This window comes from Yinghuangia seranimata (genome assembly GCF_029953285.1).
Lineage (GTDB): Bacteria > Actinomycetota > Actinomycetes > Streptomycetales > Streptomycetaceae > Yinghuangia > Yinghuangia seranimata.
This window is the reverse complement of the sequence record NZ_JASAOI010000045.1, coordinates 133,758-155,251: the sequence shown is the minus strand read 5'-3', so window position 1 is coordinate 155,251 and position 21,494 is coordinate 133,758. Positions and strand designations below refer to the sequence as shown.

General features: G+C 73.3%; 16 protein-coding genes. 8 read left to right on the top strand and 8 right to left on the bottom strand.

Annotated elements, in window-relative coordinates; translation table 11 throughout:
• Positions 1-256: 256 nt before the first annotated feature.
• The gene (locus tag QI554_RS27815; RefSeq protein ID WP_281473483.1) at positions 257-1,099 is read right to left on the bottom strand and encodes a substrate-binding domain-containing protein; all 843 of its coding nucleotides are present in this window, start codon (positions 1,097-1,099) and stop codon (positions 257-259) included.
• Positions 1,100-1,157: 58 nt separating this feature from the next.
• Here QI554_RS27815 and QI554_RS27810 point away from each other — a divergent pair, with 58 nt between their 5' ends.
• Together QI554_RS27810 and QI554_RS27805 are read left to right on the top strand one after the other, a co-directional pair.
• Positions 1,158-1,583 carry a DUF5997 family protein gene (locus QI554_RS27810; RefSeq protein WP_281473481.1) on the top strand — a complete coding sequence of 142 codons (426 nt, stop codon included), beginning with the start codon at positions 1,158-1,160 and terminating at the stop codon, positions 1,581-1,583.
• A 160-nt stretch (positions 1,584-1,743) separates the two neighbouring features.
• Complete coding sequence (locus tag QI554_RS27805; protein WP_281473479.1) at positions 1,744-2,043, top strand: hypothetical protein; 300 nt, start codon at positions 1,744-1,746, stop codon at positions 2,041-2,043.
• A gap of 528 nt (positions 2,044-2,571) precedes the next feature.
• Here the strand turns inward: QI554_RS27805 and QI554_RS27800 are convergent.
• Positions 2,572-3,726: an MBL fold metallo-hydrolase gene (locus QI554_RS27800; protein ID WP_281473477.1), complete on the bottom strand. Its 1,155-nt coding sequence runs from the start codon at positions 3,724-3,726 to the stop codon at positions 2,572-2,574.
• A 177-nt stretch (positions 3,727-3,903) separates the two neighbouring features.
• Here QI554_RS27800 and QI554_RS27795 point away from each other — a divergent pair, with 177 nt between their 5' ends.
• Positions 3,904-4,803: an acyl-CoA thioesterase domain-containing protein gene (locus QI554_RS27795; protein ID WP_281473476.1), complete on the top strand. Its 900-nt coding sequence runs from the start codon at positions 3,904-3,906 to the stop codon at positions 4,801-4,803.
• 59 nt (positions 4,804-4,862) lie between these two features.
• On the opposite strand, the gene QI554_RS27790 is transcribed toward QI554_RS27795, so the two are convergent.
• Complete coding sequence (locus QI554_RS27790; protein WP_281473475.1) at positions 4,863-6,833, bottom strand: hypothetical protein; 1,971 nt, start codon at positions 6,831-6,833, stop codon at positions 4,863-4,865.
• 92 nt (positions 6,834-6,925) lie between these two features.
• Positions 6,926-8,965, bottom strand: coding sequence for a hypothetical protein (locus tag QI554_RS27785; protein ID WP_281473474.1), 2,040 nt, complete (start codon positions 8,963-8,965; stop codon positions 6,926-6,928).
• A gap of 347 nt (positions 8,966-9,312) precedes the next feature.
• On the opposite strand from QI554_RS27785, the gene QI554_RS27780 reads away from it, so the two are divergent.
• On the top strand, positions 9,313-10,176 hold the full coding sequence (locus tag QI554_RS27780) for a hypothetical protein (protein ID WP_281473473.1): 864 nt from the start codon (positions 9,313-9,315) through the stop codon (positions 10,174-10,176).
• Positions 10,177-10,232: 56 nt separating this feature from the next.
• Here QI554_RS27780 and QI554_RS27775 read toward each other — a convergent pair whose 3' ends face one another.
• A complete protein-coding gene (locus QI554_RS27775) occupies positions 10,233-10,673 on the bottom strand; it encodes an Lrp/AsnC family transcriptional regulator (protein ID WP_281473472.1) in 441 nt (146 codons plus the stop codon).
• Between the two features lie 175 nt (positions 10,674-10,848).
• On the opposite strand from QI554_RS27775, the gene QI554_RS27770 reads away from it, so the two are divergent.
• Positions 10,849-14,379, top strand: coding sequence for an indolepyruvate ferredoxin oxidoreductase family protein (locus tag QI554_RS27770; protein WP_281473471.1), 3,531 nt, complete (start codon positions 10,849-10,851; stop codon positions 14,377-14,379).
• 101 nt (positions 14,380-14,480) lie between these two features.
• Positions 14,481-15,626, top strand: coding sequence for an acyl-CoA dehydrogenase family protein (locus tag QI554_RS27765; protein ID WP_281473469.1), 1,146 nt, complete (start codon positions 14,481-14,483; stop codon positions 15,624-15,626).
• Between the two features lie 301 nt (positions 15,627-15,927).
• Here QI554_RS27765 and QI554_RS27760 read toward each other — a convergent pair whose 3' ends face one another.
• Positions 15,928-16,431, bottom strand: coding sequence for a hypothetical protein (locus QI554_RS27760; RefSeq protein WP_281473467.1), 504 nt, complete (start codon positions 16,429-16,431; stop codon positions 15,928-15,930).
• 377 nt (positions 16,432-16,808) lie between these two features.
• Positions 16,809-18,920 (bottom strand): phosphocholine-specific phospholipase C, encoded by a 2,112-nt coding sequence (locus tag QI554_RS27755; protein ID WP_281473465.1) that lies wholly within the window; start codon positions 18,918-18,920, stop codon positions 16,809-16,811.
• 182 nt (positions 18,921-19,102) lie between these two features.
• On the opposite strand from QI554_RS27755, the gene QI554_RS27750 reads away from it, so the two are divergent.
• Positions 19,103-19,624, top strand: coding sequence for a gamma carbonic anhydrase family protein (locus tag QI554_RS27750; protein ID WP_281473463.1), 522 nt, complete (start codon positions 19,103-19,105; stop codon positions 19,622-19,624).
• A 127-nt stretch (positions 19,625-19,751) separates the two neighbouring features.
• Here the strand turns inward: QI554_RS27750 and QI554_RS27745 are convergent, their stop codons facing one another.
• Positions 19,752-20,297: a hypothetical protein gene (locus QI554_RS27745; RefSeq protein ID WP_281473461.1), complete on the bottom strand. Its 546-nt coding sequence runs from the start codon at positions 20,295-20,297 to the stop codon at positions 19,752-19,754.
• A gap of 284 nt (positions 20,298-20,581) precedes the next feature.
• Here QI554_RS27745 and QI554_RS27740 point away from each other — a divergent pair, with 284 nt between their 5' ends.
• Positions 20,582-21,439, top strand: a complete 858-nt coding sequence (locus QI554_RS27740) for a maleylpyruvate isomerase N-terminal domain-containing protein (RefSeq protein WP_281473459.1) — start codon at positions 20,582-20,584, stop codon at positions 21,437-21,439.
• Positions 21,440-21,494: the final 55 nt, after the last annotated feature.

Here is a 21,494-nt window from a genome sequence, read left to right as displayed (position 1 = left end):
CACGCTGTAGTACCAGCGCACTTCGCGCCCCATGGGGAGGTCCTGAACCAGCGCTCGCGCTCCTCGAGCCAGGACCAGAAGGCCTTCTGGTTGCGCCGGGCCCGTTCCGTCATCCGCATGCGGTACACGAGGTAGTTCACCGGCCGGCCTCCGTCGCGACGAGGGTGTTCCGCCGCTCGCATGCTACGCCGCGAAACGGTGTTTCTCGATATGGAACAGGCTTGCGGCGTGGAGGAGTCGGTGACCGGTCACGCCCCTACGACCGGCGGCGCGGCTTCCCGCGCTTCGGCGCCGCCTTCGCGCCGCCCGAGCCCGAGCGTCCACCACCCTTGCCGGACGATCCCGCGCCCGGCTTGCGGCCCGCCGAGCTCTTACCCGAGCCCGACCCGGATCCCGAGCGCGCTCCCGAACCCGCCCCCGACCGCTGCCCCGCCCCGGACGACGCCCGGCCCGCGCCGCCCTTGTCCTTCGCCTGCGGCGCCGTCGCCTGCCGGCCGCGCGAGCTGTTGACCGTCCGTCCGCGCACGATCCCGATGAACTCCTCCACCAGGTCCGTCGTCTTCGCCTCCGGCCAGGACAGCGCCACACGCGAAGCGGGCGCGTCGAGCACCGGCCGGTAGGTCAGGTCCTTACGGTGGTGCAGCCGGGCCAGCGACTGCGGCACGACCAGCACGCCGACCCCCGCCGCGACCAGCTCGACCGCGTCGGCCGTCGTCGCCGGACGCTCGACCGCGGGTCGACCAGGCGGCTCGTCCCACCCGAGCGTGTCGTCGAGGGGGTGCAGCACGAGCTCGTCGGAGAGGTCGTTCGTCGTCACCTCGTCGACGGCCGTCACGACGTGGTCCTTCGGAACGATGACCACGGTCGTCTCCGTGTACAGCGGGATCGCGCTCAGATCGGTGCCGTCCACCGGCAGCCGCAGCAGCGCCGCGTCGGCGCCCCCGCCGCGCAGCGTCGCCATCGCGTCGCCGGGCTCGACGGCGACCAGGTCGAGCGGGACGTCCGGCAGGCGCTCGTGCCAGACCCGAGCCCATTTCGCGGGCGTCACGCCAGGGACGTACGCGAGCCGGAAGGACGAGGGGGCATCCGCGCTGATCACCCCGCCAGGCTACCGGCCAGGATCAGAGGTGCCGCGCACGCTCGATACCCTTGACCCCATGACGTCGCACAAGACCGCCCAGACGATGAAGCCCGCGACCGCGGCGAAGAAGCTGGGCGTGTACCTCGAGGCCACCCCCGCCGAGTTCCAGGAGGGTGTCGTCACCCGCGACGAGCTCAACGCGCTCCAGACCGACCCCCCGCAGTGGCTCCGCGACCTCCGCCGCACCGGCCCCCACCCCCGCCCCGTCGTGGCCACCAAGCTCGGCATCTCCATCTCGGGCCTGGCCCGCGGCGGCGTCACCGAGGCTCTGACCAGCGACGAGATCGAAGCCATCAAGGCCGAAGACCCGGAATGGCTCCGCCGCGAACGCGAAACCCAGGCCGACGTCCGCCGCGAAACCGCCCGCCTGAAGGACCGCGACGCCGAACGCGCCGCGAAGCCCGAACGCGCCGCAAAGCCCAGCCGAGGCCGCCGCTCCTGACCGCGCGGCCTGACCTGACCACCTGACCGCGTGGTGGTGCGGGTGCCCGGCCACCCGGCCGGAGGCGACCGCGGCCCGGTGCCCCGAGACCGCGTGCCCGTCGGGGCTTCGCCCGGCTGCGTCAGCCGGGCCGTCCCCGGTGGGCACCAGAATCGCCGCCATGCCGCTCTGCGACCACCTCTCCGCCGTCGACGACCAGGCTGCCGTCGAGGTCCTCCAGACTCCGGGCGGCCCGGAGCAGGGGGACTTCGACGTGGTCCTCCTCAAGAACATCGACCCGGTCCTCGCGATCGCCCAGCTCGAAGCCGCCGTGACGGCTTGCGGCTACGAGGAGGCGAGCGCACGTCCTCGCTGCGGGCGGTTCCGGGCGTCGGTGCCTGACTGCGTGGGCGCGAGACGACCTGACCATGTGGCGGGCTGGCGACACGGTTCGCCGGCTGGTCGTGCCCCTGCGGCGTGACCGGTTCACCGTGTGACGGCTGGCCGCGTGGCGGACGGCCGACGGGGCCGGGGCAACTGCGTGCGCGTGCCCTCGCGGCGCGGCTGCGTGATCGGATGACGCCGATCCAGGTCGGCGCCTCCCGCCTCGCTCACCCGGCGTTCTCGCGGGTCGGCCCTTGCGGGACTGGCGAGGTCCGGGTTCCGGTGCTCCGGTCGGAGGTGGCTCGCCCGGCGCGTCCACGGGCCCGGCGGGTCCTGCGGTCTGCCTGGACGTTCACGTCGAGCCGTCCCGTGGTCTGCCCAGGCCCCGCCTGCCCAGCCCGTCGTGCGGTCTGCGTGAGCCTGTTTGTTCAGCCCGTCCGGTGGGCCTGCCTGAGCCTGCTCGGCGGGACCGCCCCGCAGCCTGCCGAAGGCCGTCCTTTCGGCCTGCCCCGCACTCTGCCAAGGCCTGCCTCTTTCGGCCCCCCGCGCCGTCCTGTCGCAGGCCGCCCTTTCGGTCGGTGCCGCGGGTCGCCCCTGGTCCCGCCAACCCCGTTCGGCCGGCTCGTCAGGCCGTCGTTCCCGCTGCCCTGTCCAAGGGGCTGGGCTCGGTGTCGGCGTCCACCGTGACGACCCTCCACCACGGCTGCTCCGGGAGCTTTTCCGCGCCCGGTTCGAAGGGCTCGCCGGGGCGGGGGAGGGCGATACGGGCTCCTGCGGTGCGGGCTGCGGCGAGCGTTCCTTCGCCGGGGGCCGCCCAGGGGTGGAGGGCCAGGTTGAAGGTCGCCCAGTGGATCGGGAGGAGAGGGCCCGCGTCCGGGCCGCCCTGGAGGTCGAGGTGGGTGCGGACGCCCTCGTCGGGGGTCATGTGGATGTCCGGCCAGTACTCGCTGTACGCGCCGATCTGGATCATCGTGGCGTCGAACGGCCCGTGAGCAGTCCCGATGTCCGCGAAGCCCGGGAAGTACCCGGTGTCGCCGCTGTGGAAGACGCGGTGCTCCGGGCCGCGGACGACCCATGAGGCCCACAGCGTGTGCTGGGGCCCGCGGAAGCCGCGGCCGCAGAAGTGGCGGGCGGGGGTGGCGGTCAGGGTGAGGCCTTCGACCGTCGTCGACTCGTGCCAGTCGAGCTCCCGCAGCCGGTCGGCCGGCACGCCCCAGTGCTCCAGGTGCGCGCCGACGCCCAGCGGGACGGCGAAGACGGTGTCGGTGCCGACCAGCTCCTTGATCGTGGGCATGTCGAGGTGGTCGTAGTGGTCGTGCGAGATCACCACGACGTCGACGGGCCCGAGCGCGGCGAGCGGCAGGGGCACCGGGTGCAGGCGGCGCGGGCCCACGAACGGGAACGGGGAGCAGCGTTCGCCCCACACCGGGTCGAACAGCACGCGGCGCCCGTCGAGCTCGGCGAGCACGCTGGAGTGGCCCGTCCAGGTCAGCCGCAGTCCGGTGGTCGGCGGCTTCGCGAGGTCGGCGTACGTCGTCGGGTGCACCGGCACCACGCCGGCGGGCGCGCGGTGGGCCCGGTCCTCGGCGCGGAAGTACGCCCGGGCGAACTCCCGCATCGAGCCGCTCGGCTCGGTGCGTGCCGGCACGGGGTTCTGGAACGACCCGTCGGCGAAGTTCGGCGAGCTGCGGATCCGGGCCAGCCGCGCGCCCGTCGGTTCCGCTCCGAAGGCGTCGGGTCGCAGCGCGCGGAGGCCGGAGGGGATCAGGGAACGTGGCACGGCGTCTCCCGGTGAGCGGTCTGTGCCCGCTGTGCGCGGACTTCTGACACTACCTGGCGCTGCGGGGCCGCCTGGTGTCCCAACAGGTGTCGGATGTGCTCGCCGTGTGCCGGATTCCGAGCGGCCCGTCCGGGGTCACCCCCCCACGCCCGGCGGCCTGCGTGGCACCATCGGTGGATGGACGCTACGGGGGAGCACGACACGGTGGCGGCGACGCCGCTCGGCGAGGTCCGCCTGCGGGGCGGGTCCGACGGTCGACTGACGGCCGAACTCGCGGAGTTCCACTGCATCAACGGGCGCGGCTTCGGCGGTTGGACGGCCTCCCTGGCGGCCGCCGCGGCGGCCAGGTCGGCGGGCGGCAAACAGCTGCGCAGCCTGCACACGGTGTTCTCGCGTGCCGCGGTTGCCGGCGAACTATCCTTTGACGTCGAGACGTTGGCCAACGGCCGGACGGCGTCCGCCTTCCAGGTGACGGTCCGCCAGGGTGGCGAGGCGGTGCTCGCCGCGTCGGCCTGGTTCGCCGACCCGGAGCTGTTCGGCGGGCCGGGCGCCGCCGACCCGGGCGCCGCCGGCGAGGCCGGGCTTCCGCTCGGGCCCGCGGCGTACCCGCGCCTGTCCTGGGTCGAGAAAGTCGCCGAGTGCCTGGGCGGGTTCGCCGAGTACGCCGTGGACTACGCCGAGACCTACGAGGAGTTCGAGGGCGCCTTCCGCGACGGCGGCGACTCGGTCGCGCTGTGGATCTGCCCCGCCGACCCCGACGTGCTCCGCCCCGACGCCCCCTCGACCCCCGGCCTCGCCGAACGCCTCACCGACATCATGCAGTTGGACGCGCACCTGATGGACGCCGCCCTCCGCGGCCGCCCCGGTGACGGCATGGTCAGCCTCGACCTGGCCGCGACGTGGTACGCCCCCGCCCGCGTCCCCGCGGCCACCCTCCTGGAAGCCCGCGGCCGAACCCAGGGCCTGCTCGCCTCCACGTGGGGCACGCTCACCGACGCGACCGGCGTGCTGAGGGCGAGCGGGACGAGCCAGTGCCGGGTGTACCCGGGGGCTGGGTCGCCGGGCGGTTCCGCCTGAGGGGCACACGGTCGGCACAGTTCAGGCATCGATGAAATGCCGGTCCCATCGTCGAATCCCTACGCGAACACCGCCCCCGCCGTGGCCAGCAGCTCAGGCAATGTGCCTGTGAACTCCGGCAACAGCCGCACCGCCACCGCCCAGGCGTCCGCGTCGTCCCCGACCGTCCCGCGTATGTGCTCGTCGACGACCGCGCGGGCCGCCGTGTGGCCGTCGGGGAAGACCGGTGCCAGCTGCTCGACGGCGGTGAGCAACTGATGGGCGGGGTGGGCACGTTCGACGAACTCGTGGAACGTCAGCACGCCCCGGGCCAGGGCGTCGACGTACCACCCGTGCTCCGTCCACGACCACGTCACCTCGACGGGGTGCCCGAGCGCGGCCACGGCGTGGGCGTGTGAGCGGCCCGCGAGCTCGGCGGCCAGGTCGGCGTCCGCCTTCGAGGCGGCCAGGCTGAGTTCGTCGGGGCAGTTCCCGTGCCGGACGAGGTGCGCCAAGACCTCGACCGGCAGCGGCCGTTCGGCGTGCGCCGCAATCGCCGCCGGCCAGAACGACGGGGGCGGGTACCGGCGTGCCGTGTCGGGCGAACGGCGCATCGCGGCGATCAGCTCCGCGGGGTCCTCGTGCCGACGCACCTCGGCCCGCAGCCGCGCCATGCCGCCCAGCCCACGCGGCACCTGGCGCAGCAACCGTCCGGCCTCGGTGTCCGGCGGCAACGCCCGCAGCAGCCGCGGGTCGAACAGCGCGCCGCGTCCCCAGGCCTCCCACAGGCCGAGCAGACCCCTCAGCACTCCCGCGGTGCCGAGGCTGTCGGCGCGTTGTTCGAGTGCGGTCCGGATGAACGACGCGTGATGCCCGTGGACGGCCTCCAGGCAGCCGTCGCCCAGCCGTAGGCGCAGCCACCCTCGGTTGTCGGCGGGCAGCCGCACACGCGGCTTGGCCTCCAGCCGCGTGGCCCGGAACACGGCGTGCTGGGTCTCTGCGTCCCGTCGGGCCGACAGCAGCGCGGCGTTCACCTGCGGGTCGTGCCTCGCGAGCAACTCACGCACGGCCGCCCTGTCGTGGTCCATGCGGTGCATGAGGTCCCACACGAGCGACGGCTCGCGGCGCAGCAGCGTGAAGGTGAGGTGGGTCGGCAGCATTTCGTGCACCGGGAGGAAATCGTCGAGCGCGCTGCGGGGCAGCACCGCGAGGACGGCGTCCGCCGCGTCGGGGGAGAGCCGCCCGATCAGGCCGAGCGGGGTCAGGGAGTTCCATCGGTGAAAGTCTGAGGGGCTGTTGACAGTGTTCACACGCGGATCGCCGGTTGCCGTAGCGGCACGACGGGTGTCGTACGCCAGCCGCGCGGTCGCGTTGCCCGCGGCGGCGCATAGCTCAGGGAACGTGCCCGGGTAGCCCGGGGCGTGCCGGATCAGCCAGGCCCAGGCGTCGGCGTCGGGGCCGGGCAGCAGTTGGGCCGCCTCGTCGAGGACGCGTCCGAACGGTGCGAACGGCTGGTCGTAGATGCTCGGCCGCGTGTGCCGCGCCACGGTGCTGAGCGCGTGCCAGCCGGGCCGGCCCTCGAACGCGACCTGGCGCGGCGTCACGGACCCGCGCTGCACGGCGATCAGGAACGCGGACGGCGAGTCCGGCCGGGGATGGTGCGCGAACCTGCCCTCCGGCACGAGCGCGAGCGCCGCCGAACCGGGGCAGTCCGCGCGGGCGACGAGCGCGCGGACGACGTCCTTGGGCAGTGCCGTGCGACCGTGCTCACGGACGATCAGGTCCCACTCGGCACCCGAGACCTGCGGCAGGTCGTGAACCGACGCCTGCACACGCGGAGTTCGCAGCCACGGCACCAGCCCCGTCCCGCGCGTGCGCGGAGCGGCGACGGCCTGGCCGGACGACCGCAGATCGGGAACGTCCGGCGGACGAGGCTCCTGGGGCACGGCCTCGGGGCCGAGCCGCTCCCGCACACGCGCGGCGGTCGCGGGCGAGGCGTACCGCAGCAGGAACGCACCTGCCGAGACCGAGCTGTTCACCGGAGCCGCCATCCCGTCGACGCTACTGCCCGGCGGCGCACGAGACGGCGCCGACGCCCGACCGCGACCCGTGAGACGCGTTACTCAGCCGCGTCTCAGCCGGATCAGGACCTCGCCGCGGAGGCCGCCGTCGCGAACAGTTCCGGCAGCGTGCCGACGAACTCCGGCAGCAGCATCACCGCCACGGCCCACGCCTCCGCGTCGTCGCCCAGCGCGGCGCGCGCGTGCTCGGCGACGACGGCCTCCAAGGCCTCGGCGTAGGACTCCGGAAGCACGCCGGACAGCGCCCCCGTCGCCTCCACCGCCCGCGTCGCCGGATGGGCACGTTCGACGAACTCCCGGACGGAGACCACGTCGTCGGCCAGGGCATTGCCGATCCAGTCGCCGATCCCGCCGCGCCCGGCGTTGGCCCACCGCGGCGGCGGTCCGAGCGGTTCCGCGAGTGCGGCGAGCGCGTACTCCCGCGACCGGCCCGCGAGTTCGACTGCCAGGTCGCCGTCCGTCCGGACGGCGTCCCGGACGAGTTCCGCGGGACAGTCCGGGTGCCGGGCCAGGGCGGCGAGGAGGCGCCGGCGCAGCGGTTCGTCGGCGTGGGCCGTCACCGCCGCGGGCCAGAACGCCGCCGGGAGGTACCCGCCGGCCATCGCCGGGTGCTCGCGGACCGCGGCCACCAGGGCGTCCGGCTGTTCGAGGCGCTCCACCTCGGCCCGCAGCCGGGCCAGGCCGTCGGCTGCGTTGCAGGCCCAGTGCAAGGCCCGCCACGTGGCGGGGGTACCGCGCAGCAGCGACCGCAGCCGCGGGTCGAGCAGCGCGCCCCGGCCCTGCGCCTCCCACAGGCTGAGCAACCCCCTCAGCACGGCCGCAGGGCTCAGGTCGTGCGTACCGCGGCGCAGCACGGTGCGGAGGAACGCCACGTGGTGGCCGTACACCGCCTCCGGGCAGCCGTCCCGGTACTGCAAGTTCAGCCAGCCGCGGGAGTGCGGCGTCAGCCGCACGCGGGGCGACGCGTCACGTCGGGACGCGGCGAACACGGCGTGCCGTGTCGCGGCGTCCTTCGACTCGGCCAGCAGCGCGGCGTTGATGTGCCGGTCGTGCCTGGCGAGTAGCACGGCCTCCGTGTCCCGGTCGGGGATCATGCGGCGGACGAGGCCGCGCGCGTCGAGCTCCGGGTCCCGCATCAGCGTGAGGACGAGGTGGCCGGGCAGCGGTTCGTTCACCCGCCTGAGCTGGGCGCACACGTCGGACGGCAGGACCGCAAGCACGGCGGCCGCGTCCTCCGGCGGAAGGCGGCCCAGCAGCCCCAGCGGGGACATGCGGCCCCAGCGCTGCGGGTTGCGGCGCGGGTCGGCGGGGTCCGGCGGATCGGACCACACGAGGGACGCGCCGTCGACAGCCCCCGCGTCGGCCCTACCGGGGTCGGCGGCCCGTGCGGCCTCCGCGCACAACTCGGGGAACGTCCCCGGGTAGTTCGGCGCGTGGCGCACCAGCCACGCCCATGCCGCAGGGTCGGGGCCCGGCAGCATCCGCGCCGCTTCGTCCACGATGCGGTCGAGCGGTGCGAAGCGGGGCTGGTCGTACGCGGGGCGCGCGACCCTTGCCACGGTGCCGAGCGCACGCCACGCGGGCCTGCCCTCGAAGGCGAGTTGACGGGCGGTCAGGAGGCGCCGGTCCAAAGCGACGCTGAACGCCCTGCCATGACGTGCCGTGACGCTGAACGGCGACTCGGTGGCCAGCACGAGGACGGCGTCCCGCGGGCAGTCGGGGTGCACGACCAGCTGGCGGGCGACCTCGTCGTCGAACGCGCTGCGCAGGTGTTCCTCGGCGACCAAGTCCCAGTCGGCGCGGGCGTATCCGTCGAGCGCCGTGCTGTCCACCCGCCCCTTGGGGTTCCGCAGGCGCACGGCCAACGGGGTACCGTCCGGATCCGGCCCCACCGCCCCGCCCGACACCGCCGCCGCCCCGTCCGACGCCGCCGCCGCGCTGCGCGCGGAGGCCCCGCCGGAGGAACCGTCGGCCCCGGACCCGGCCTCAGCGGCACCGACCGACAACCCGAGCCGGACACGGGCCCGTTCAGCCGTCGCCGCGTCCGCGTGCCCGAGCAGCAGCTCCGCCACGGACACCGGACCGCCCCCGTCGATCTTCACCCGAACGACGGTACCGGCCATGCCACGGCCGCCGCCGGACCCGGCGGCACCGCCGACCAGGCGCGGGGCGGGTGCGTGCCGATCACGCGGCGGTGCCGCGGCTTGCGGCCGACCATGGAAGCAGGGCCGTTCGCGATGTCGACGGCAGCTGTTTCACGGTTCGGTCCGGTCAGCGGATCCCGTGCCCGCCGCCGGTCGCCGTGGCGCGCGTCGGCGCGATACCGCATCCCGCCGGCTCGCGTTGTTCGCGTTCGACCAATCTCCTTTGGCTCTCGCCTAGTTCGTCCCGAATCCCTACCCTGGATCGGGCGCTGGGGGCCGGGGCGCGCCGCTCGCCGGGGGGTGCCGTGTCGAGGTTGGTCGGGGAACTCGCTCTCGTGCTGGCCGGGTGGATCGCGGCCGGGTGTGTCGTGTTGGTGCTGCTCTACGGGTTGGTCAGGCTGCGCGGCCGCGCCGACGGGCCGGCCGTCGCGCCCGAGGCGGTGCTCGGGCTGGACGTCCTGCACGCCGCAGGGATCGTCGGCGGAACGCCGCTCGTCGACCGGGTCGCCGTCTGCCTGCTGGACCGCGACCAGCTCGTGCACCTGTCCCGCGACGGGACGTTGACCGCGACCGTCGCCGCCACCCGAACCCCGCCCGGACACCCGGTCTGCGCGGCGCTGCTGGACGCCGTCGAACGCGCCGGGGGCGGCTGCCGGTTCGGCAAGGCCGTCGCGGCGCCGGGCTACCGGCGGGCGCGGGCCCGGCACGAGGCCGGGCTCAAGCGCCGGTTCCGCGGCAACGGTTGGACGGCGGTCGCGTCCGGCGGAGTTGTGTTCGGTGCGGTCGCGGGCGCGATGGCGCACGGCGTACGGGTGTTCCTCGCGGACGGGCCCGAGGCCGGAACCTCCGTGCCTTTTGTCGCGGGCCTGGCGGCGTGGAATGTCGTCGCGCTTGCGGCCGGCCTGGGTGTGCTCTCACGCGTATCGGCCCGCCTGCCGCGGGGGATGGCGCGCGGGATGCCGCCCGAGGTGACGGTGTGGGCGGTGCGTACCGTCGAAGCCGAGGCGTCGTTCGAACTCGATGAACTGGCACCGGGGTTCCGGCTGGGCCGGAAACCGGGCGGGCACCGTGCCGCGGTACGGGGGCCGGTCGCCGACATCGACCTGACGTGCGGCGGGGGAGGCCCCGCGACGACCCGGCGCCCACGCGGCCGGGGCAAGCACGCGTGACCGGTCACGCCCGCTCCGTCGCGCCACCGGTCACATGCGGCCCGTTGACGCGGCGCTCACGCCTCCCGCGACCACGACCCGAGCACCATCAGCGTCTTCGTCCCCGTCACGTTCCCCGACCGCCGCAGAGTGTCGATGACCTCCTGAAGGTGGGCGATGTCGCGCACCCGCACCTGGATGAGCGCGTCCGGGTCGCCCGCGATCGTGAAGACCGCCTGGACCTCCGGCACGCCGGTGGTCGTGCGCATGATCTCCTGCACGGTCGTGCTTCCCGCGTAGCGCAGCTCGGTGAAGGCCTCGATGCCCCAGCCGAGCTTCGCGTGGTCGACCTGCACGGTGAACCCGGTGATGACACCGATGTCACGCAGCCGATCGACGCGCCGCTTCACAGCCGCGACGGACAGGCCCACCTCGGTGGCCATCTCGGAGAAGGTGCGGCGGCCGTCCTCGCGCAGCAGGCGCAGCAGCTCGTGGTCGGTGGCGTCGACGTCGGCCATGGCGGGACACCTCGTTTTTCGGGGGTCAGGGTGCAAATAATTGATGATATCCCGCGCAGCCTGTTGAGATCTTTGCGTCTTTGTGGCGATTTCCCGCGAGGTACTTGCGTGGCATCGGGCTCGGTTGGTGTCCTAGCGCCGACCCACCCCGCCCGTTTCTCCGCCGGAGGACCCCGTGCGCATCGACCGCTCCGCCGTGTCGCTGGACGACAAGTACACGGCCGCCGACGGCCGTGTGCTGATCTCCGGCATCCAGGCCCTCGTCCGGCTCACCCTGGAGCAGCGCCGCCTCGACACCGCACGAGGCCTGGACACGCGTGTGTACGTGTCCGGCTACCAGGGCTCCCCGCTCGGCGGCGTCGACCTCGAGATGGGCCGTGCCGCCAAGCACCTCGACCCGGCCGGCGTGGTCTTCCAGGCCGGCCTCAACGAGGAGCTCGCCGCCACCGCCGTCGCGGGCACGCAGCTGCTCGACCAGGTCCCGGGCCGCCGCCACGACGGCGTCGTCGGCTTCTGGTACGGCAAGAACCCCGGCCTGGACCGCGCCGCCGACGCGATCCGGCACGCGATGCTGGCCGGCACCGCCCCGCTCGGCGGCGCGGTGGCGTGGATCGGCGACGACCCGGGCAGCAAGTCCTCCACCGTCCCGAGCTCGTGCGAGCCCATGGCGGCGAGCCTGGCGATGCCGCTGCTCGCCCCCGGCTCGGTGGCCGAGATCATCGAGTACGGCCTGCACGCCGTCGGGATGTCCCGCGCCAGCGGCCTGTGGACCGGCCTCAAGATCGTCGCGGACATCGCGGACGCGTCCGGCACCGTCGAGCTCAGCGGCCTGTCCCGCGACGTCCCCGAGCCGGCCCGCACCCCGCGCGGCCCCGCCCCCACGCTGGTCGGCCCCGCGTCGCTCGACGCCGAGTACGACATGCTGACCCGCCGCCTGGACAGGGCGCGCGCGTACGCCGCCACCGTCGGCCTCAACCGCGTCACGTTCACCACGCCCGGCGCGAAGCTGGGCATCCTGGCCTCCGGCACGCAGTACGCCGTCGTCCAGCGCGCGCTGCACAACCTCGGCATCGGCGAGGCCGAGCTGGCCGCGCTCGGGCTGCGCCTGATCAAGCTCGGCATGCCGTTCCCGCTGGCCGACGCCGAGCTCGCCGGGCTGACCGAGGGCCTCGACGAGGTGCTGGTCGTCGAGGACAAGGTCGGCTTCCTCGAGGGCCGCCTCAAGGAGGCGCTGTACCGGCGCCCCGACGCCCCGCGCGTCGTCGGCCGCCGCGACGAGGGCGGCCGCGTGCTGCTGACCCAGCGCGGCACCCTCGGCGCCGAGGACGTCGCCATCGCGCTCGCCTCCCGCATCGGCGCCGACCGCCTCCCGCACACCGCCGCCGCCCACGTCGAGGCCGTGACGCCCAAGCCCAAGCGGCCCGCGCGCATCGCGCTGCCGATGGCCGCGCCGCGCACGCCGTACTTCTGCTCCGGCTGCCCGCACAACACCTCGACCCGCACCTCCGACGACACCCTCGTCGGCGTCGGCATCGGCTGCCACGCGATGATCGCGCTGGACGGCAAGGGCCGCGGCAACCGCGTCGGCCTCACCCAGATGGGCGGCGAGGGCACGCAGTGGTTCGGCCTCGCGCCGTTCACCGCCGACAAGCACTTCGTGCAGAACCTCGGCGACGGCACCTTCCACCACTCCGGCTCGCTCGCGGTCCGCGCCGCCGTAGCCGCGGGCGTCACCATGACGTACAAGCTGCTCTACAACGACGCCGTCGCCATGACCGGCGGCCAGCGCCCCGAAGGCAAGCTGAACATCCCGGACCTGACCCGCTGGATGGCCATCGAGGGCGTGCGCCGCGTCGTCATCACCACCGATGAGCCCGCCGCCTACCGGGGCATCGCGCTCGACCCCGTCGCGACCGTCCGGCACCGCGACGACCTCGCCGACGTGGAACGCGAACTGGCCGGTGTCGAAGGCGTCACCGTCCTCATCCACGACGACCGCTGCGCCGCCGAGGAGCGCCGCCTGCGCAAGCGCGGCGAACTCCCCACGCCCGCCGAGAAGGTCGTCGTCAACGAGCGCGTCTGCGAGGGCTGCGGCGACTGCGGCGACAAGTCCACGTGCCTGTCGGTGCAGCCCGTGGACACCGAGTTCGGCCGCAAGACGCGCATCCACCAGGCTTCCTGCAACAGCGACTTCAGCTGCCTCAAGGGCGACTGCCCGTCGTTCCTCCTCGTCGAGCCCGGCACCCGCAAGCGCCGCGAGGTCCCCGCGCTGCCCGTCGAACTCGCTCAGCCCGCACAGCGCTTCGCGTACGACGACGAGATCCTGGTCCGCATGCCCGGCATCGGCGGCACCGGCGTCGTGACCGTCTCGGCCATCCTCCAGATGGCCGCGCACCTCGACGGGCTGCACACCGCGGGCCTCGACCAGACCGGCCTCGCGCAGAAGGGCGGACCGGTCGTCAGCGACCTGCGCATCGGCCGCAAGCCCGTCGACGGCGCGCTGCGCGCCTCGCGCGGCACCGCCGACGTCCTGCTCGGCTTCGACCTGCTCGGCGCCGCCGCGGACGGCAACCTGTCCACCGTGCGCGCCGGACACACCGTCGCCATCGTCAACACCGCGATCGTGCCGACCGCCGCCATGGTCACCAACCAGCTCGCGGTGCCCGACTCGCCGGACGACTGCGTCGCCCGCATCGAGACCGCCACCCGCGCCACCGGTGCGCTGTCCGCGGACAACCGCTACCTCGACGCCCTCGCCCTCTCGCAGGCCCTGTTCGACGACCACATGCCCGCCAACATGCTGCTCATCGGCGCCGCGTTCCAGCACGGCTGCCTGCCGGTCAGCGCGGAGGCCGTCGAACAAGCCATCCGCCTCAACCGGGCCGCCGTCGACAAGAACCTCGCCGCGTTCCACTGGGGCCGCGCCGCCGTCCAGGACCCCGAGGCCGTGCGCGCCGCCGTCGCCGCACCGGTCCGCGCGACCGTCGAGGTCGACCCCGAGTCCTACGCGCTCGCCGACCGATCCGCCCTCGGCGAGGCCCTGCGCGACGTGCTCGCCACCCGCATCGCCGATCTCACCGGGTTCCAGAACGGCACCTACGCCCGCAGCTACGCCGAGGACGTCCGCCGCGTCACCGCCGCCGCGGCCGCACGCGTCGGCACCGAGGCCGGCGAGCGCATCGGCGTCGCCTACGCCAAGGGCCTGCACAAGCTCATGGCCTACAAGGACGAGTACGAAGTCGCCCGCCTCCACCTCGACACCGTCGAAAAGGCCCGGCGCGAGGACGAGTTCGGCGCGGACGCGGACGTCTCCGTACTCCTCCACCCGCCCGCGCTGCGCGCCCTCGGCATGAAGCGCAAGATCCGGCTGCGCCGCACCGCCGTCCCCGCGTTCCGCGCCCTGCACGCCGCACGCGGCCTGCGCGGCACCCGGTTCGACGTGTTCGGCTATGCCAAGGTCCGCCGCGTCGAGCGCGAACTCGTCGCCGAGTACCGGACGATGATGCGGGACGCACTGTCCGCGCTCCGCGACGACACCGTCGGCGCCGTCACCGACTTCGCCGAACTGCCCGACCTGGTGCGCGGATACGAGGACATCAAGCTCGCCCGCGTCGACGAGTACCGCGCACGCGCCGCGGCCGCGCTCGCCGAACTGGCCGAACCCGCCTCCCGTCGCGCAACGGTCGCCGCGAACCCGACGGCCTGAAATCATCGAGCCCGGGACGGCGACCCCGTCCCGGGCTCATTCGTGCGCCAACCGCTCCCGCCGGGCCACCCGCCCGGCCCACGCTCCGAGGAGACCCCTCAGTGGCCGTCGTCGACCGCCTCCTGCCCACCGAGGAATCCCGCGACCTGCTCGCCCTCACCCAGGCGATCGCGGACAAGGAACTCGCCCCCATCGCGGCCCGGCACGAACGCGAAGAGACCTACCCGGAAGGGCTGTTCACGCTGCTCGGCCAGACCGGCCTGCTCGGCCTGCCCTACCCCGAGGAATACGGGGGCGGCGGCCAGCCCTACGAGGTCTACCTCCAGGTCGTCGAGGAACTCGCCGCCCGCTGGGCGGCGATCGCCGTCGCGACCAGCGTCCACACCCTCGCGTGCTTCCCGCTCTACACGTACGGCACCCAGGACCAGCGCGAACGCTGGCTGCCGCGCATGCTCGAGGGCGAGTGGATCGGCGGCTACAGCCTGTCCGAACCGCACGCCGGCTCCGACGCCGCCGCGCTCACCTGCAAGGCCAACAAGACCTCCGACGGCTACGAGATCGTCGGCACCAAGGCGTGGATCACCCACGGCGGCAAGGCCGACTTCTACTCGCTGTTCGCACGCACCGGCGAAGGCAGCCGCGGCATCTCGTGCTTCCTCGCCCCGGGCAGCCACGACAACCTGACCTTCGGCCGGCCCGAGGACAAGATGGGCCTGCACGCGGTCCCGACGACCACCGCGCACTACGACGGCGTCCCCCTCGACGAGGACCGCCTCATCGGCGACGAGGGCCAGGGCCTCTCCATCGCCTTCAGCGCCCTCGACTCCGGCCGCCTCGGCATCGCCGCCTGTGCCACCGGCCTCGCCCAGGCCGCGCTCGACGTCGCCGTCGACTACGCCAACCAGCGCACCACCTTCGGCCGCCGCATCGTCGACCACCAGGGCCTCGGCTTCCTCCTCGCCGACATGGCCGCCGCCGTCGACTCCGCCCGCGCCACCTACCTCGACGCCGCCCGCCGCCGCGACGCCGGCCGCCCCTACAGCCGCCACGCCTCCGTCGCCAAACTCGTCGCCACCGACGCCGCCATGAAGGTCACCACCGACGCCGTCCAGGTCCTCGGCGGCGCCGGCTACACCCGCGAGTTCCCGGTGGAGCGCTACATGCGCGAAGCCAAGATCATGCAGATCTTCGAAGGCACCAACCAGATCCAACGCCTCGTCATCAGCCGCCAGTTCGCCAAGGCCTAGCCGCCACCACGCACTATTGTCCGATCATGCGCCCGCCCCTGTGGACGACTCCCGACGCCCACCCGGCAACCTTGCTACACATCGCAATGGGAACCGCGCCCGCGGTGACATAAACACACCGCGGGCGCGGCCCCCGCGCGACCCGAAGGCGCCCACGTCGGCGGCAGCGTCCTGCGACGAGTGTCCCCAACGCTCCTGCAGCGCTTCCTGGATGCGCCGAACGAGGACGGTATGCCGGTTCGGTCAGCAGCGGTTCGGTCAGCAGTCCGCCTCGGCGGCTGCGTCGTTGAGTCTGCCGAGCTCAGCCGCCCAGCCCCTTGAGCGCCGCCTCATATGCGCCGGCCTGTGTCGGCGAAAGCGTCTGCGTGATCCGGAGTAGGTACGACCCGCTGATGTAGTCGTACTCACGCATGACCGTGGCTTGGATGTCCTTGGTCAAGGCCTGGATGTAGTCGGCGCGGGCTTGGGCGCTCTTGTGGTCGGGCCACACCTCGACGCCTCCGCCGCGGGAGATGTCGCCCTTGGTGTCGAGGGCGTTGCTCAGGTCGACTCGGGTGTCGACGAACCCGACTTTCGACGTGTACTTCCCGGGGCGGCCGAGCTGGTGGTTCGGGTCGGTGTCCTCGTCGAACACTGTGACCTCGCCAAGGGGCAGGCCTGCTGCTTTGAGGGTGGAAGCGACCTGTGCGGCGGTCATCTTGCCGGGAGCTGCTGCGCTGCCGTGGCTGCCGCTGCTGCATCCGCCGGCCAGTAGCGCGGCGGCAGACGTGAGCGCGCCGATGCGCAGGGCTGTCCCCACAGCCATCACCCCCCACGGTGTAGGCGTCCGACCGTACTCCGGGCGGGTGGTGGCGAGGGCTGGGTTCCATGAAACCGATTCGTCGTGTGCGGACGGGAATACGTCGTCCCCTGCGGCTGCGGTCGCGGACCTGGGGTGAGGTAAACACATCGCGGGCGTGGCGTCCGCTGGTTAGGCTGATCATGGTTCAGGTGCGTAGCTGATCCTTACTTCCTTTCAAAGGGAATACGCGGGTTCGAATCCCGTCGCCGGCTTGGCCGGTGTCGTCTAGCGGCCTAGGACGTCTTCGGTGTGGATCGGCGGTTTTTGACCTCTGAACGACGACCACCGCGCGCCGCCCGGGCAAGGGGCGGCGCGCGGTGGTTTTGGTTTTACGGGGGCGGTCAGACGGTGATGGTGGCCGGGTCGCTGGTGCTCGGGCGGCCGTTTTCGACGTGGCCGGCGAGGCGGCGGGTGAAGGTGTCGTCCTGCCAGCAGGCGACGGTCAGGTCGTACCAGCCGTTGCTCTTGTTCAGGCGGGCGGTGTGGGTGGCGCGGGCGCCCGGGCGGAGGCGGTAGGAGTCGCGGTTGCCGCCCTGGTTGTTGTTGTCGCCCTGGCTGTTGTCGTTGCCGTTCCCGTTGCGGTGGCCGTAGGCGTCGGTGACGGTCAGGTCGATGGTGCGGGTGCTCTCGTTGACGAGGGTGACCTCGACCAGCTGGTGGTCGCCGTTGTGGCGGGCGGTCACGTCGGCGACGAGGACGCCGGCCTTGCCCTTGGCCTGGCGCATGAAGCCGTTGGGGCCGTGCACGCTGAAGTCGTAGAGGCCGTTCGGGTCCGCCGAGACGTCCCACGTGCCGGACAGCGTGCGCCGGGGCTCGACCGTGTAGGTCCACGGGCCGGCCGCGTGCGTCGTCGAGGTGACCAGGAACGTCGCGCCCGCCTGGCCGCGGTTGTCGAAGTCGAGGCGCAGGCGCCCGTCCGCGCCGGCGTGCGCGTCGGCCGCGAGGTCGTACGGCAGCGCGCGGGCCGGACGCAGGCCGCGCTCCTGCTTCGGCAGCGCGCCGACGGCCGGCGGCACCGGCACGAAGTCGGGGTGCCGGTCGTGGTCGGCCGGGACGTACGTCGACGTGCTGGGCAGCTTCGGCACCTTGTGCTCGGTGTGCCCGAAGTCGAACGCGTTGGTCAGGTCGCCGCACACCGCGCGCCGCCACGGCGAGATGTTGGGCTCCTGCACGCCGAACCGCTTCTCGATGAACCGCACGATCGAGGTGTGGTCGAACGTCTCGGAGCACACCCAGCCGCCCGTGCTCCACGGCGACACGACCAGCATCGGCACGCGCTGCCCGAGGCCGTACTGCCCGGCGATCGCGCCGCCCTGTCCGGCGTAGAACTCGCCGGTGGTGGCGACGGTGGACGCGCCCTGCTGCGGCGTCGCGGCGGCGAACGGCGGCACGACGTGGTCGAAGAAGCCGTCGTTCTCGTCGTACGTGATGAGCAGCGCGGTCTTGCTCCACACGTCGGGATTGGCGGTCAGCGCGTCGAGCACCTGAGCCGTGTACCAGGCACCCCAGTTGACCGGCCAGTTCGGGTGCTCGGTGAACGCCTCGGGCGCCACGATCCAGGAGACCTGCGGGAGCCGGTTCGCCTTGACGTCGGCGCGCAGGATGTCGAAGAAGCCTTCGCCGGCCTTGCTGTTGGTGCCGGTGCGGGCCTTGTCGTACAGCGGGTTGCCGGGGGCGGCGGTGCGGTACTGGTTGAAGTAGAGCAGCGCGTTGTCGCCGTAGTTGCCGATGAACGCGTCGTTGGTCCAGCCCCACGAGCCGGGTCCGTCGAGGCCGTCGCCGATGTCCTGGTAGATCTTCCAGGAGACGCCCGCCTGCTCCAGGCGCTCGGGGTAGGTCGTCCAGCCGTAGCCGAGTTCGGCGTTGGAGATGACGGGGCCGCCGCCCTTGCCGTCGTTGCCGGTGTAGCCGGTCCACATGTAGTAGCGGTTCGGGTCGGTCGGGCCCATGAGCGAGCAGTGGTACGCGTCGCAGATGGTGAACGCGTCGGCGAGCGCGAAGTGGAACGGGATGTCGTCACGCGTCAGGTGCGCCATCGTCGTGGTGCCCTTGTTCGGCAGCCACTTGTCGTAGTTGCCGTTGTTCCAGGCGCGGTGGCCGTCGTTCCAGCCGTGCGGCGTGCCCTGGATGAACTGCATGCCCAGGTCGTCCTTCTCCGGGCGGAACGGCAGCACCTCGCGGCTGCCGTCCGACTGGTTCCAGACCGGCTTGCCGCTGGGCTGCGTCACCGGACGCGGGTCGCCGAAGCCGCGCACGCCGCGCAGCGTGCCGAAGTAGTGGTCGAACGACCGGTTCTCCTGCATGAGGACGACGATGTGCTCGATGTCCTGGATCGAGCCTGTGCGCCGGTTGGCGGGAATCGCGGCGGCCCGCGCGATGGGCGCGGACAGCGCGGACATGGCGGCGGTGCCGCCGGCCAACTGCATGAAGCGACGACGGTTGATGGCGTTCACGGCAGGCGTGTCTCCTGGGTCGAGCTGCGGGGCGAAAGACGTCGTTAATGTCCGGGGACGCCGGGAACGCGGTGAGGCCGCGCGGCTAACTCCCGGGGAAGCCTGCGGCAACTTCGGGTCGGCCGGGTTGGTACGGTGCGGGCGGGTGGGACCCGGTGCCGGAAGTCAACGGATGGAGCAGCATGGCCGAGCCTTTGATCGCCGCTGTCGCGGGCCGCGAGCCCCGCATCGACCCCGCCGCGTTCGTGGCCCCGAACGCCGTGGTCGTCGGGTCGGTGACGCTGGCCGCGGGCGTGGGCGTCTGGTACGGCGCGGTGCTGCGCGGAGACACCGAAACCATCACGATCGGTGCGGACACCAATATTCAGGACAACTGCACCATGCATGCAGACCTGGGCTTTCCCGCGGTGGTGGGGGAGCGCGTCTCGGTCGGCCACAACGCGGTGCTGCACGGCTGCACGATCGAGGACGACGTGCTCGTCGGCATGGGCGCGGTCGTGCTGAACGGCGCGCACGTCGGCGCGGGCTCGCTGATCGCGGCCGGCGCGGTGGTGACGCAGGGCATGCAGGTGCCGCCGGGGTCGCTGGTCGCCGGGGTGCCGGGCAAGGTCCGGCGCGAGCTCACCGAGGAGGAGCGCTCCGGGATCAAGGCGAACGGCGAGGGCTACGTGCTGCTGGCGCAGGTGCACCGGCAGATCGCCTGAGGACGGGGTGGTCCGGGAACCGCCCGTTGACGGTGTTCACAGGCGGGCCGACCGTCGGGCCGTGTGATGTCGTTCCCGGGGCGGGGGGGGGGGGGGGCGCCGCCCCCCCCCCCCGCCCCGGGGTGCGTCAGTCCGCCGCCGACTCCACGAGCGCGCGCATGAGCGGCGTCCGGTCGATCCAGGTCAGCGGGTCGACGCGGCGCTGCGGCGCCGCGTACCGGCGAAGGAGCGCGGCGTTGCGCTGGAGCCAGGCCGCCGCGTTCGCGCAGTACGGCGGCGGCATCTCGGCGATCAGGTAGGTGCGCCCGTCGGCGGCCACCCACACCTCGTCCTGGTCGAGCAGCCACAGCCACGCCGCGGTGCCCGCCGGGCCGCGCGAGATCAGCGCGCGGCGGCCCTTCCACGTGGTGCGGACCGGCCGGCCGAGGCCCGGCACGGGCGCGCCGTAGCGGACCATGCTGCGCGCGTCGAGGGTGTGCAGGGTGCGGGCGGAGATGCCGGGCGCGCCTTCGCGGCCCGACGCGTGGGTGCGGACGGCGTCGGAGGCGATGCGCGCGAGCGCGCGGCGCGCGGTGGACATGCGGACGGGCGCGGGCCGCGGCCCCGCCGGGTCGGTGCGCTGGACGGGGAGATCGGGTCGGTTCGGGGGAGCGGGATTACGGGTGAAGGTCATGCCGGACTCCGCTTCTGGCGTCGCCGATTTGCCCTGTTCGATGCCGCACAGGGAGTGTTGATAACCATTGTTCCAACTCCCACTGACATCCGGCTGTCTGTTCCGCCGCCCAGCGCGGTGCTCTGACGGCCCGTCATGAGGCGGCCCGGAAAGCCGGATTGCCGCACGTCAACGGGTCTGACGCGGCGTCGGAAACCCTGCGGAGACGAGGCCTCGGAACGGCTACCGCGCGCACCCTGCGCGGCGGTAATCTGTGCGCCCGTCCGCAGACAGGGGGTGTGGCCGTGGGTGCGGTCGCCGCGTTCGATCCGGCCGCCGAGCATGCCAGGACCCGCGCCGCGCTGGCCGCCGTCGTGCCGCGCCTGGCCGACCTGATGCGCGGCGTACCGGACCTGGAGGCCCCGTCCGGAGTGCCGCCGTGGAGCGTCGGGGACGTCGCCGCCCACGTCGGCGCCGCGTACCTGCTGTACTCGGTGCTGTTCACCGGCGAGGAGTTCGACTGGGCCGCGGTGCTCCCGCCCGGCGACGCCCCGCTCATCGAGCGCATCTCCGCCGTCAACGCCGTCGCGATCGGCCTGTTCGGCGCCGAAGAGCGGCGCACCATGGGCGACTTCGTCACCGAGCGCGCCGCCGCGTTCCTCGACGCGACCGCGGACCTGCCGCACGACCACATGGTCGCCGCGCCCTGGTACGGCGCGACGGTCGAGGTCGCGCTGTCCACCATCACCGGCCTGCTGGTGAGTGAAAGCCTGTTGCACGGCCTGGACATCGCGCGCGGCGCCCGCCGCCCGTGGCGCATCGGTCCGGAGGAGGCGCGGCTCGCCGTCGGCCAGACGATGCCCACGATGATGCCGCTCGCCCTGAACACCGAGAAGACGCGCGGCGTCAGCGTCGCCATCGACATCGCGCTGCGCGGCGGCCCGCACATCGGGTTCGTGCTCGAGGACGGCGTCGCCACCGTCACGCGGGACCCGGCGCCGCGCTCGTACGACTGCCGGATCTCGGCGACCCCGGCGGCGTTCCTGCTGGTGGGTTTCCGCCGCACGCCGCTGTGGAAGACCATCGCCACCGGCCGCATCACGGCCGTCGGCCGCAAGCCGTGGATCGCCGCCAGGCTGACGCAACTCGTCGGCAGCCCCTGAACGTTCGCGATCCCGGACGCGCCGCCGCGCCGCACACGGCGCAGCCCCACGAGGA